This window comes from Chitinimonas prasina, assembly GCF_030160395.1.
GTDB lineage: Bacteria > Pseudomonadota > Gammaproteobacteria > Burkholderiales > Chitinimonadaceae > Chitinimonas > Chitinimonas prasina.
Map to the genome: position 1 here is coordinate 554,866 of NZ_BSOG01000001.1, position 13,464 is coordinate 568,329.

Sequence of the window (13,464 nt, forward strand, 5' to 3'; positions counted from 1 at the left end):
CATGAAGCACTGGCTCAATCTGCACCGTCTGGCGCTGGGCTCCACCCTGCGCCTGTTCGCCACCAGCCCGCTGGCCTCCAGCCTCAATCTGCTGGTGGTCGGCATCGCCGTCGCCCTGCCATTGGGGTTGTACACCCTGGTCGGCAACCTCAGCCAGCTTGCCGGCCGCCTGCCTACCGAGCCGGAGGCCAGCGTGTTTCTACAAACTACCGCCAGCCAGGCCGATATCAATCGCATCAAGACCCTGCTGGGCCAGGAGCCCGGCGTGGCCGAAGTACGCCATATCAGCAAGCAGCAGGCCCTGCGTGATCTGGAGCAATCCAGCGGCATGGCCGAGCTACTTGCCGGCCTGGGCGACAACCCCCTGCCCGACGCCTTCAGCCTGACACTCAAGGACGGCAATCCGGCCACGCTGGAGGCCCTGTCCAACCGGCTGAAGGCCGACCCGGCGGTAGAGCATGTGCAGATGGATTCGGAATGGGCACGCCGACTGGCCTCGTTCATCAACCTGGGCCGCGAAGCCACGGTGACCATCGCCGCCCTGTTTGGCGCAGGCCTGCTGCTAGTGACCGCCAACCTGATACGGATGCAGATACTGACGCGCCGCGAAGAGATCGAAGTCAGCAAGCTGATTGGCGCCACCGATAGCTTTATCCGCCGCCCCTTCCTGTATTTCGCTGCCTTGCAAGGCTTGCTGGGAGGCTTGGTGGGTTTGGGGCTGGTAGCCATCAGCCTGGGGCGCCTGGCGACCCCGGTAGACCAGTTGGCGGCGCTGTATGGCGAGCAGTTCAAGCTGAGCCTGCCGCAATGGCATGACCTGCTGATGGCATTGATCGTGGTGGTGGTGCTCAGCCTGATGGGGGCAATCTTCTCAGTACGCAAGCACCTGCGCGCCCTGGAAACCTAAGAGCCTTGTACTTCATCCGGCAAGGCTGCGAACAACCCGGTAAGAAGACCTTTAAAAGGCACTGAGCACGATCCAGGCCAAGCAATGTCGTGTCGGCAGTGGCCATCGCAATGCGTCCGCCCGCAGGCGCGATAGACATGCTAGGGCGCGGCCTGCTGGCTGGCCTTGTAGGCGGCAATGGCCTTGTCCAGTTGCCCTTCCGCCAGCACCTCGGTGAGTGCCTTGTCCAGGCGTAGGCGCCACTCGGCCGCCTGCGGATAGCGCCGGGACAGGATCAGATGCAATTGCTCATTGGCCTGTGGCACAGGCAGCGGCATGGCGCCGAACTCCTGCCCCCTACCCGGCAAAGTCGCCGCGATCACCGACAAGCCCACCAGCTCATCCTGTGGCACAAAATCCACCCGGCCAGCTGCCAGTACCTTGAATGCCGCCGCTTCGTCCGAGGTATACAGCAACTCGGCGCCCATGCGGTTCAGCTCGGCCTCCCACCAATAGCCACGCGGCCCGGCCAATTTGTAGCGCGACAGCTCAGCCAATGATTTGGGGTGCCCCTGCTGAGCATGTGAGCCCACTCGGTAGAACAGCATGGTGCGACCTGCGTGCAAGGGCACACTGAAATCGAAGCGCTGTGCCCGCTCTTGCGTACGCACATAGGGCAGTCCCGCCAGTGCCTGCCCCTCCAGTACCAGCTTCTCCACCATGGGCCAGCTGACAAACCGCCACACCGGCCTAGCCCCCGCCCTGGCCATGGCCTGTTCTACCAGATCGCATAGCAAGCCATTGCCCGGTAACGAGGCCGAGGTATAGGGCGGCCACTCGCCCGTGGCCATGACCACAGGCCGCAGCGGCTCGGCCACCGCCATCAGGCCGGGGGCCGCGCAGGCAGCCCAGGCAAGAAACTGACGCCTGTTCATCTCCCCTCCCTGCCGCCCACAGCTAACAGAATGAATTAGATTAACAATAGACCCGCCACGTCAGCCAGGCAGCACAATTGCAGCCCACCACTGCAGCACGCCGACGAGACTCACCGCGCGATTCCCCACAGGCCACCTTGCCATCCATACGGGTCTGCACTATCAAGGTAGGGGCTAAACCCGGCATACGCTGTCGGTGCACCAGCCCGCAATACCACGCATCACGCTTGATGCGCGGAAAAGAGATCGACTCACCACCGGTAGAGTCGCCAAGTCTGGGAGGAAGGTCATGCATACCTGTCGGTTCTGCGAACACCCGCGTCCACTGCACGCACACCCCCATTACCTTGCGCGCAACCAGGCTTGATACCGGCGGCGCCAGCGTCTATTGCTGCCGCGCTGCACCCAGGTCATGGCGTAAGCCCCTTACTGCCGCTTCCCGTTTCCCACCCGCAACAAACCACTAGATGGAGGAAAGATGGATCCCATACTCGGACAAATCATTCTGTGGCCCGTACCCTGGGTGCCCCAAGGCTGGGCACTCTGCGATGGTACGTTGGTCAGCATCAGTCAGAATCAGGCCCTGTTCGCACTCATCGGCGTAACCTACGGCGGTAACGGCACAACGACGTTTGCTTTGCCTGACCTGCGCAGCAAGGTACCCGTAGGCACCCAGAATATGACCACCGTGGGCCAGATCGGTGGTGCCGCCAGTGCCACGGTCGTGGCCACCGGCTCGGGTAGCGTCATGATTGGTGTCAACAACCTCCCAGCACACACCCATACTGCCACCTTCACCCCCGGCGGTGGCAGTAGCAATGTGGATATCGCCATCCCGGTTGATGCCACCAACAATGCCGACAATAACACCCCGGGCAATACCTTGGTGCTGGGTAAAGGCCTGACCGGTAATACCCCCGCCAAGGTCTACAGCTCAGCAGCGTCCAATGCCACCCTGAAGCCTTTCTCGGTCAGCGTGCCGGCTGGCGGAGGTACGGTGGCAAACGCCAATACCGGTGGCGGCCAGGCCTTGCCGGTGTCAGTTAACGTTCCAGTCACCGTACCCATCGTGCCGCCATTCGTTACCCTGAACTACATCATCGCCACCAGCGGCATCTTCCCCAGCCGTCCTTGATGCTCCGCGCGCCCGTGCCTGTCATGCGCTGGGCGCGCATTTACCGCAGGCCCTCTACCATGTTGGACACACTTCGCTACACCGATATCGCCCACACAGTAAATCAAAGCTGGTCGCTGCAGGACAGCGAGGGAGCTACCCTCGCCCTGCAACTAATCTCTGCTATAGAGAAACCAGCCTGGCACGCGCCGGCGCTCAGCCCACGCGTACCTTTCCTGTTGTCTTTTCTGGGGCCGCTCACACCCGTCATTCCTCAAGGCCTGTATATCCTCTCGCACCCAGCCATAGGCCGACTGGAGGGCGTGCTGGTCACGCCGCAGCATGCGACCGGGAGTAGGCAAGACGGGCATTGCTATCAAGTCAATTTCAATTAGGGCTTTGCTTTAACTCAGTTTTACCAACCGTCCATCCTCCATTTGAAGGATGGAAAGTACAGGCTGAACTGCAACACTGTGTAACAACCTATATCGCCCATCCAGGCTGGGGGCTGCCGCCCCTCGTCTCGATTCTTTGCAAGGAAAGTTGTCATGGCTCATACAGCAAACTGTTCAAGGCTAGACCACCCCGGCAGCAGCGGCTTGCCATGGCGCCAATTGGCGAGCCTATGCATGCTGCTCTTGATCAGTATGCTGGCCATACCAACGTTGGCGGCGCAGGTCACCTTTCCTTTCGCCAACATCCAGAGCAACACCGTTAGCGCGACCGATACGGTAGGCAGCGACGTACTGACTATCGTACCAACAGGTGACGTGGTCGATGTCGATGACCAAGGTGTTGTACTAGGAGGTATCACCAACCTCGCCGGCAATGCCCTGATAGTCAACGATCCATTCAGCACTGCCACCACCAAGTTGACCCTGACCGTAGCAGGCGGCGCGGTCTTCGATCTGGATGGGCTGAGCTGGTTCGATATCGATGGCGTTAGCTTCAATGTCACCCTGACCACCAGCAAGGGCAGTGTCAACAAGTCACTCGATGGTGGGACAAGTGCCGAAGTGGAAACCTTTAACGATGCGGCGCTTCAGGGCGTGTCCTACGTCGAGATCACCAAGCAAGGCGGTGGCACCTTTGCCATCGCCATCGACAACGTCATACTCGACAACATCACCCAGCCAACCGCCCCAGGCGCCCCCACCACCGTTGTAGCCACGGCAGGGAACACGCAAGCAACGGTCACCTACACCGCGCCAGCCTCCGACGGCGGTTCGGCTATCACCAGCTACACCGCCACCGCCTCCCCAGGTGGCGCCACAGGCAACTGCGCCGGTCCCACAGCCTGCATGATCACTGTCACCGGCCTAAGCAACGGTACCGCCTATACCTTCACGGTGACAGCCACCAATGCTATCGGCACCAGTTCTGCTTCCACAGCATCCAACTCGGTCACCCCAAAGGCCAACCAGACCATCACGTTTACCAATCCAGGCGCTCAGAATTTCGGCACCTCGCCCACCCTGTCTGCCACCGCCACCTCAAGCCTGACCCCCACGTTCAGCTCTTCCACCACCGGTGTCTGCACCATTACCAGCGGCGGCAGCCTGACCTTTGTCACCGCCGGCAGTTGCACCATCGATGCAGACGAAGCGGGCAACGCTTCGTTTAACGCCGCACCCACGGTATCGCAAACCTTCACCGTCAACGCCGTCGTCCCCGGAGCCCCCACCATAGGCACTGCAACGGCGGGCGATACCCAGGTATCTGTGGCCTTCAGCGCCCCAGCATCAACAGGTGGTGCTGCAATCACCAGCTACACCGCCACCGCCAGCCCTGGAGGCGCAACAGCCACCAATGCCACTAGCCCTGTCATCGTGACCGGCCTGACCAATGGAGTAGCCTATACTTTCACTGTCACTGCCGATAATTCGGCCGGTACGGGGGCGGCCTCGGCTGCTTCGAATTCGGTCACCCCAAAAGCCGCCCAGGTCATTACCTTTGCCAACCCTGGCACCCAGAACTTCGGCACTACGCCTACGCTAACTGCTACCAGCGATTCGCTCCTGACGCCAACCTTCACCTCCAGCACCACAGGCGTCTGCACCATTACCAGTGGCGGTGCCCTGACCTTTGTCACCACCGGCACTTGTACCATCAATGCCGATGAAGCTGGCAACGGCAGCTACCTGCCAGCCAGCCAGGTCAGCCGCTCCTTCACCGTGGCCCCTGTGGCGCCCGGCGCACCAACCAGCGCGACGGCAACCGCTGGCGATACCCTCGCCTCCGTCAGCTTCAACGCACCCGCGTTTACCGGTGGTACCAGCATCACCGGCTATACCGTCACCTCCAACCCTGGCGGCTTCACCGGCACCGGCGTCAGCAGCCCGATAAATGTGACCAGCCTGACCAATGGCGTGGCCTACACCTTCACTGTCACTGCCACCAACGCTGCCGGCACGGGCTCCGCCTCGGCGGCCTCCAACAGTGTCACCCCCGCAGCCGGCCCTGCCGTCACCAGCGTCGCAGTGCCTGCCAATGCCAGCTATGGCGTAGGCAGACAACTGGATTTCACCGTTACCTGGGACCAGAACGTTACTGTCACTGGCACACCGCAGATCGCCCTGACCATAGGCGCCACCACCGTCCAGGCCAACTACATCTCCTCGCCCACGGCCACCACCACCCTGTTCCGTTACACCGTGCAGGCCGGTGAGACCGACGGCAACGGCATCGCCGTCGGCGCTCTGACCCTGAACGGCGGCACCATACAGAGCAGTACCCTGGTCAATGCCACGCTCACGCTCAACAGCGTGGGCAGCACTGCGGCCGTGCTGGTCGAAACCGTGGCTCCCAGCCTGCCGGCGGCCAATATCGTCGTCAACAACCAAGCCGACCCGCACAAGGTAGTGCTGACCTTCAGCGAGAACCTGGATGCCGCAACCCTGGGCAGCGGTAGCGCCTGGACCGTCACTGCCAATGGCGGCACCCCAGCCTACGATGTCACATCGGTCGCTCTGGCCTCTGGTAACGAAGTGACCCTGACACTGGCAGCCGTCAACTTGGCCGGCACGACTAGCTACATCCCCAATGCTGCTGCCAATGCGCACCTTAAGGTCACACCGCCCGCCACCTTGGCAGATGTGGCAGGCAACACCTATGCAGCAGGCCTGGTCACTGAGGCCGGTGCCACCCATGTACTCGACACCACAGCACCCACACTCAGCAGCGTAGCCACCAGCAGCCCCACCGATACCGGCGGCACCCTGTCGGCATCGTCTAACGAGAAGGCCCGTGGCTACTGGATAGCGGTGCCCAATGGCGCCACCGCACCCACCGTCAACCAAGTCAAGGCGGGAGTCAACTATGGCGCCGTGGTGGTGGCCGCTGCCAGCAGCAGTGTCATGCCTGCCGGTAGCACTGCCACCTTTACCCTCAGCAACCTGACCGCCAGTACCGGCTACACCCTGTACCTGGTTGCCGAAGACGCAGCAGGAAACCTAGTGGCAGCCGTCGCCACCGCCACGCTGACTACCGCAGCCGCCAGCAGCAATAGCGACACCCTGCCCACAGGTGGCGGATCGGCAACCCTCGCACCGGATCAAACCATCTTTGTCACCGACAACGGCGGCACTGGTTCCACCATCACCCTGGGTAGCACCGGCAGCAGCACGGTGATCATCGGCAATGTGCAGTTGCCCAATACCGGCACCATCACCGTCAGCGGCAGTGGTGGCACCCAGTTGGGCGTCGTCAACGTGCCGACCACCGGCGGCGGCAGCCAGCCCGTGCTGTCGGTCAACAGCGGCAGCGCCACCTTCACCTCGGCAAGGGCGGGCCAGCCCCTTGGGACCGCCGACGGCCTGATACTGGTGACAGCCAACAGCGGCGGCGCCAGTACCACCATCACTTCACTAGGCAGCAACGCCCCTGTGGTCAACACCGGCGGCAATACCACGGTAACCATACTGGGTACCCCCCAGCAGGTTGCCGGCTCCACGCTGCAGTTACTGGGCAGCAGCGCGGGTGGTCAGTCCGTCAGGTTCGAGGCCAGCCGAGGCAGCGAACCCGTCACACTGACACCCGGCAGCTCAGGCACTGTGTTTGCAGTACAGCCTGTCAATCTGCTCGGCGGTGGCCAGACCAGCGCCCTGGTCGTCACAGGTGGCGATGTGCAGATCAACGTGCCGATATCAGGCAGCACCGGCATCGCCGCCGGTAGCCAGCCTGTGGCAGCCGACTCGGGCAGCCGCCTGACCGTGATTGGCGCACCAGGCCAACAAACCCTGACGGTGCGAACCGGCTTGGCCAGGCTGCCTTCCACCAACCCAGCCGCCCCGGCCAGGCAGCAAGCCGCATCCAGCACACCCTACCTGCCGGATGGCATCGTCTATACCGGCGAGTCTGTCGTGCTGAACGGCCAGGGTCAGCTGACTGCTGCCTACCTAGGCTCCGGCACCGGCACCGATGGCCTGCTGGGTGATGCCAGAACGCAAGCTGCGCCAACCGGCACCCTGGTGCTGCAACTGCACAGCCCGCAACTGCAGGGCATCAGCAAGCGCAATCTGCGCCATGTCGGCAACGATATGCAGGACTACATCAGCAGCCTGGGTCTGGCCTACAGCAACCCCATCAGCACCACCGGTGTGGTCACGCTGGCCCACAACCTCGAACACTACACCGTGGTACCCGTGGGCCGCGTCCATATCGACATGGCTAAGGCAGATGGCATTACCTGGCGGCCAGACGGCATGTATGACGTTGCCCATCGCGGCTTTATCGTGACCTACGCCGCCGGCCTGATCGACTATGCCGACTTCGCCAACCGCCTCACCCAGGGCCAAGGCAAAGCCACCATAGGCAAGACCGGCCTGCTGATGCTGGAACTGGGCAACCAGCATTACGCCGGCCGCCCAGGTTGGGATACCTTGGCCTGCAACGCCCCAGGCTTTACCACCACAGCCGCTGGCTGGGTACGCTACGGTGATGCCAATGGTGACTGCAAGGTCATCTACCCCGCCATCGTCGAATTCACCGCCCTGGAAAGCGTGCTCGCCACACTCGACCCACAAGCCCGAGCACAGGTCGCGGACGATGGCAGTATCAAGCTGAAGCTGTTGAACGGCATCTACTACCTGCGGCCGGACTACGCGCTCTCTACCATCCCGGCAGAGCACGCCAACGACGCCTGGTGGGCAGGTAACAATCAACTCATCTACCTGCGCTACGCCAACAACCAGGCCCAGGCATTTGGCCTGACCTACCAGCCAGGCGAGGTATCCAGCTTCAGCAAACTGCTCAGGCGCCAGCAGTAAGCCTCACGCCGGCCGGCCACTCACGCAGCGCCCTCTTCGGAGGGCGCTTTTCTTTTAGCTGCCAAGATGGTCCCGTGAGGAGATCCCCCGTCGTGCGGCGTCACGCCCCCTGACACCCCACGCAATCGATTTTTTACCTATCATCCAATTTGGCATACCATTGTCATGACGGTGCAAAACATGCGCCGCATATCACGCTCAGGGAGTAGCAAATGGCAACTATCAAGGTAGGCGACGTAGTCATGCTGAAGAGTGGTGGACCACTGATGACCGTCGAATCACTCTCACAAGCCATGAAGGCCTTCTGCATCTGGTTCGACGGCCCCATCCGCTACGAAGGCTACTTCGTGCTGGAGACACTGAAACCGGCGAGCACTGAGTAAGAATGTGCGCCGTAACAGGCTGCAGGGCAGGGGTAACCGGCGCCTCCGCCAACCGAGTCGAAGCGGTGCACCTAAGAAGCCTGTTCAAAGTCTTTCGCCTCCGGCCGGCCCGCTCTGATGATCTGATGAACAGCCGAGCAATAGACGCACCTCGCCGGGCTATACGCAGCAAATTCGAGCGCTTGCTTGAGTTGGTATGAGTGGCTAGTCTCCATGGCATAACTGGAGACAACCATGCACTGGCCCACCCACGAAGTCCTGAACCAATCCCCAGCCCTGGCCGACTACAATCTTTACCAGAGCGATGCAGCCCTACAAGAAGGCGTACAGCGCGAAGGTGCTGCCTGGGCGGTAGGCGAACTGAATGCCACCGGCGCTGAACTGGGGCGTGCCGACAGCCTGGAACTGGGACGCCTGGCCAACCAGCATGCGCCGCAGTTGCGTGCCTTCGATGCCAAGGGCCACAGGCGTGATCAGATCGAGTTTCATCCGGCCTGGCACACGCTGATGCAAGGCATCGCAGCACGGGGCTTTCATAGCGCCCCCTGGGCACAGCCGCGCCAGGGCGCCCATGTGGCGCGCGCCGCCGGCTATCTGCTGCAGGCCCAGGTCGAGGCCGGCACGCTCTGCCCCACCACCATGACCTATGGCGCCATCCCAGCCCTTGCCAAGCATGCGCAACTGGCGCGTGACTGGCTACCCACCCTGTACCGTCGCGAATATGACGCCCGCGACCTGCCGCTGCCGCAAAAGCGCGGCGGCCTGATCGGCATGGGCATGACCGAGAAACAAGGCGGCTCGGACGTGCGTGCCAACACCACATTAGCCCTGCCCCAGGCAGACGGCAGCCACGCCCTTACCGGCCACAAGTGGTTCTTCTCAGCGCCACAATGCGACGCACACCTGGTACTGGCGCAAGCACCGGAAGGCCTGAGCTGCTTCTTTGTGCCGCGCTGGCGCCCTGATGGCAGCAAGAACCCGGTACTGATACAGCGGCTCAAGGACAAGCTGGGCAACAAATCGAACGCCTCCAGCGAAGTGGAATTCCACGCGGCCTATGGTCTGCTATTGGGCGAAGCGGGGCGAGGCGTGCCCACCATACTGGAGATGGGCACCTATACCCGGCTCGACTGCGTGCTGGGCACTACCGGCATGATGCGCCAGGCTGTCTCGCAGGCCATACACCACAGCCGCCACCGCAGCGCCTTTGGTCAACTGCTGGCCCAACAACCGCTGATGCAGAACGTACTGGCCGATCTGGCATTAGAGACCGAGGCCGCCATCACCCTGAGCCTGCGCATGGCCAGGGCATTCGACGCCCAGGACGATGAACCTGAAACCCTGCTACGCCGGCTGCTGACTCCTGCGGCCAAGTATTGGGTGTGCAAGCGTGGGCCAGAGTTGGCTGCCGAGGCCATGGAAGTGATGGGTGGCAATGGCTATGTCGAGGAAGGGGTTCATGCCCGCATCTACCGCGAGATGCCGGTGAACTCCATCTGGGAAGGCTCGGGCAACATCATGTGCCTGGATGTGCTACGCGCCATAGGCAAAAGCCCCCGCACAGTCGAAGTCCTGCAGGCCGAGCTGGCCCCGGCCCTGGGCCGGCACCCCGGCTACGACCGCTATGTGGCGCGCCTACAGGCTCAGTTTGCCGATACCGCAGCGCTGGAAACCCGCGCCCGCCGGCTGACCCAGCAATTGGTGCTGGCCGTGCAGGCCAGTCTGCTGCTGCAGCATGCGCCCGATTTCGTGGCCGAGGCCTTTGTGGCATCCCGGCTGGAAGGCGACTGGGGTGAAAGCTTCGGCACCCTGGGCGCCTCGGTAGCAAAGGAGGCGCTGATCGCGCGGGCACTGGCGATCTAGCCGCTGCCAGGCAGGGGCGCAGCCTGCCTGCACCCATACTGGCAGCGCCGCCATGGCAGCTTGCGGCAGCTGTGCATGGCGGCGCTGCGCCAAAACCGCTAAGGTGCGATTCTTTCGCCTAGAAGCACCGGGGTTCGTACCATGTCGCAAATGAACTGGCTGCAATTGCTATCGGCCGATCGTCTCGGCGCACCACGCCGCCTGCCGGAGACCGGCCCGGCCATAGGCCGCTCCGACTTCCACAAGGATCACGACCGCATCGCCTTCTCGTCGCCGTTCCGCCGTCTGGGCCGCAAGACGCAGGTGCATCCGATGACCGAGAACGACCATGTGCATACCCGCCTGACCCATAGCATCGAGGTCGGCTGCGTGGGCCGCTCCCTGGGCATCATGGTGGGCCAGGCGCTGGGCGACAAACTGCCAGCCCACATCATTCCCTACGACCTGGGCGCCATCGTGCAGGCGGCCTGCCTGGCCCACGACATCGGCAACCCACCGTTTGGCCATGCCGGCGAATACGCCATACGCGACTGGTTTCGGCAGTCGTCCAACGCCTTCATGCTGCAAAACCTGAGCGCCGACGAGCGCCGCGATGTGCAGACCTTCGAGGGCAACGCGCAAGGCTTCCGGGTGGTAACCCAGCTGGAGAACCACCGCTTCGACGGCGGCATGCGGCTGACCTACGCCACGCTGGGCGCCACCCTCAAATACCCCTGGACCAGCGAGCACGCCGGCTACAAGGAAAAATTCAGCTGCTACCAGGCCGAAAAGTCCCTGCTGGACGAAGTTGCCAGCGAACTGGGGCTGATCACCAAAGGGTCGGGGGTGTATTGCCGCCATCCGCTCAGCTACCTGATGGAAGCCGCCGACGATATCTGCTACGCCATCCTGGATCTGGAAGACGGTGTGGAGATAGGCATGCTGCCGTTCGAGACCATCGCCCCCATGCTGATACGCCTGGCCGGCATCGATGACGACCTGCTGGCGCTGGAAGTGGCCGGTGCACCTTCGGTGCGGCGCAAGATGTCGCTGCTGCGCTCCAAGGCAGTGGATCGCTGCGTGCGCGAAGTCACCGCCGCCTTCCTGCGCCACCACGAATCCATGCTGCGGGGCGAATACGAGGGCGACCTGATCGCAGCCTGCCCCGACTTTGTCCGCCACGGCATCCGAGATGCCAAGCAACTGGCGCGCGACCGTATCTTCAACAATCGCCGCAAGGTCGAGATCGAAGTCGGCAGCTTCACCTGCCTCGACATCCTGCTGGAAGCCTTCTGCGGCGCCGCCTACCAGTTGCGCACCGAGCCGGACAAACTGAGCTTCCGCAACAAGCGCATCCTGGACCTGATGGAATACAACGCGCCGAACAAGGAATGGCCCTTGTATGAGAGCTATATGCGGGTGCTGGATTTCATTGGCGGCATGACCGACAACTACGCCACCTATCTGGCCCAACAGGTGGGCGGGATGGGTAGATAATGGGATTCCAATTTCACTGCCAGAGCTGTGGCGAGATTCATCATGGCATGCCAAGTTTCGATGCAGCCGCGCCGATAAGTTACTACGCCATCCCCAAAAATGAGCGCGAAACCCGCTGTGACCTAGGCAGCGATGATTGCATCATTGATAAAGCGTCGTTCTTTGTACGGGGCTGCATCGAAATACCAGTCCATGGCGAAATCGAGCCCTTTTCCTGGGGTGTCTGGGTATCACTTAGCGAGGCTAGCTACCAAACATGGCGCGGTGCATTCGATCTCGCAGAAAGAGGCCATCTCGGCCCGTTCTTCGGCTGGCTGAACGCCCACCTATCACCGTACCCGAATACCATCAACCTGAAAACCCGGGTGCACCTGCGCAATGATGGCATACGCCCCTATATCGAACTGGAACCTACCGACCACCCGCTGGCGCAGGAGCAGAGAAGCGGGATAAGCCCAGAGCGGGCGGCAGAACTCTACGCGCTAATGATGCACGATTAGGTCGCAAGCACACATATGCGGAAAAACCACAACGCCGTCCTGCCAAGCCTGCGGCGGCGCGCGTGCTAGAATTCCCGCAAATCAAATCCCTGCGAGACTTTACGCTGTGTCTGTCCCCGATCGCCTAGTCATTGCCACCCGTGAATCCGCCCTCGCCCTGTGGCAGGCTCGCCACATTGCCGCCCGGCTGGAAGCCCTCCACCCCGGCCTGACGGTTACCTTGTTGGGCATGACCACCCAGGGCGACCGAATACTGGACGTAACGTTGAACAAGATAGGCGGCAAAGGCCTGTTCGTGAAGGAACTGGAAACCGCCTTGCAGGAAGGCCGCGCCGATATTGCCGTGCACTCCATGAAGGACGTGCCCATGCGCCTGCCCGAAGGCTTTGCCATCGCCGCCATCACCGAGCGGGAAGACCCGCGCGATGCCTTTGTCTCCAAGCACTACGATAATCTGGCCGCCTTGCCTGCCGGCGCCGTGGTCGGCACTTCCAGCCTGCGGCGCGAGGCACAGATACGGGCACGCTACCCCGAGCTGGTGGTCAAACCGCTGCGTGGCAATGTGCAGACCCGCCTGGGCAAGCTCGATGCTGGCGAGTACGACGCCATCATCCTGGCCGCAGCCGGACTCAAGCGCCTGGGTCTGGGCGACCGTATCCGCGCCCTCTTGAGCACCGATGAGAGCCTGCCCGCACCCGGCCAGGGCGCCCTGGGCATAGAGATATGCGCGGATCGTGCTGACCTGCAGGGCCTGCTGGCGCCGCTCAACCATGCCGAAACTGCCGACTGCGTCACCGCCGAGCGGGCCATGAGCCTGCGGCTGGATGGCTCCTGTGAAACACCGCTGGGCGGCTATGCCGAGATCGTGGACGAGCATTTCCTGCGCATGCGGGGCTTTGTGGCACGCCCCGACGGCAGCGAGATCCTCCGTGCCGAATCCAATGGCAGCCGTGCCGCCGCCCAGGGCCTGGGACGGCAGGTGGCCGACCTGATGTTGACCGAGGGCGCCCGTGCCCTGCTGATACCAAGAAGCTGAACGC

The 13,464-nt window shown here is 62.5% G+C and carries 10 protein-coding genes; 9 read left to right on the top strand and 1 reads right to left on the bottom strand.

The annotated features are described in order from the left end of the window. The first annotated feature begins 1 nt into the window (after nt 1). Entirely contained in the window at nt 2–907 is a 906-nt protein-coding gene (gene ftsX / locus QQK16_RS02725) for a permease-like cell division protein FtsX (RefSeq protein ID WP_284194886.1), read from the top strand. A 140-nt stretch (nt 908–1,047) separates the two neighbouring features. Here ftsX and QQK16_RS02730 read toward each other — a convergent pair whose 3' ends face one another. Beyond that, nucleotides 1,048–1,821, bottom strand: a complete 774-nt coding sequence (locus QQK16_RS02730) for a substrate-binding periplasmic protein (protein ID WP_284194887.1) — start codon at nt 1,819–1,821, stop codon at nt 1,048–1,050. Nucleotides 1,822–2,299: 478 nt separating this feature from the next. Between QQK16_RS02730 and QQK16_RS02735 the strand changes: the two genes are divergently transcribed. The 8 genes from QQK16_RS02735 to hemC all read left to right on the top strand — a co-directional run bounded on the left by QQK16_RS02735 (nt 2,300) and on the right by hemC (nt 13,460). Beyond that, the gene (locus QQK16_RS02735) at nt 2,300–2,956 is read left to right on the top strand and encodes a phage tail protein (RefSeq protein ID WP_284194888.1); all 657 of its coding nucleotides are present in this window, start codon (nt 2,300–2,302) and stop codon (nt 2,954–2,956) included. A gap of 59 nt (nt 2,957–3,015) precedes the next feature. Continuing rightward, a complete protein-coding gene (locus QQK16_RS02740) occupies nt 3,016–3,330 on the top strand; it encodes a DUF6916 family protein (protein ID WP_284194889.1) in 315 nt (104 codons plus the stop codon). 234 nt (nt 3,331–3,564) lie between these two features. Beyond that, nucleotides 3,565–8,202: a beta strand repeat-containing protein gene (locus QQK16_RS02745; RefSeq protein WP_284194890.1), complete on the top strand. Its 4,638-nt coding sequence runs from the start codon at nt 3,565–3,567 to the stop codon at nt 8,200–8,202. Nucleotides 8,203–8,414: 212 nt separating this feature from the next. Continuing rightward, a complete protein-coding gene (locus tag QQK16_RS02750) occupies nt 8,415–8,585 on the top strand; it encodes a YodC family protein (protein WP_284194891.1) in 171 nt (56 codons plus the stop codon). Between the two features lie 234 nt (nt 8,586–8,819). Continuing rightward, nucleotides 8,820–10,448: an isovaleryl-CoA dehydrogenase gene (locus tag QQK16_RS02755; protein WP_284194892.1), complete on the top strand. Its 1,629-nt coding sequence runs from the start codon at nt 8,820–8,822 to the stop codon at nt 10,446–10,448. A 141-nt stretch (nt 10,449–10,589) separates the two neighbouring features. Then, nucleotides 10,590–11,924: a deoxyguanosinetriphosphate triphosphohydrolase gene (locus tag QQK16_RS02760; RefSeq protein ID WP_284194893.1), complete on the top strand. Its 1,335-nt coding sequence runs from the start codon at nt 10,590–10,592 to the stop codon at nt 11,922–11,924. Next, nucleotides 11,924–12,424 carry a DUF2199 domain-containing protein gene (locus tag QQK16_RS02765; protein ID WP_284194894.1) on the top strand — a complete coding sequence of 167 codons (501 nt, stop codon included), beginning with the start codon at nt 11,924–11,926 and terminating at the stop codon, nt 12,422–12,424. Before QQK16_RS02760 ends, QQK16_RS02765 begins: the two co-directional genes overlap by 1 nt. A 106-nt stretch (nt 12,425–12,530) precedes the next feature. Next, entirely contained in the window at nt 12,531–13,460 is a 930-nt protein-coding gene (gene hemC / locus QQK16_RS02770; RefSeq protein WP_284194895.1) for a hydroxymethylbilane synthase, read from the top strand. Nucleotides 13,461–13,464: the final 4 nt, after the last annotated feature.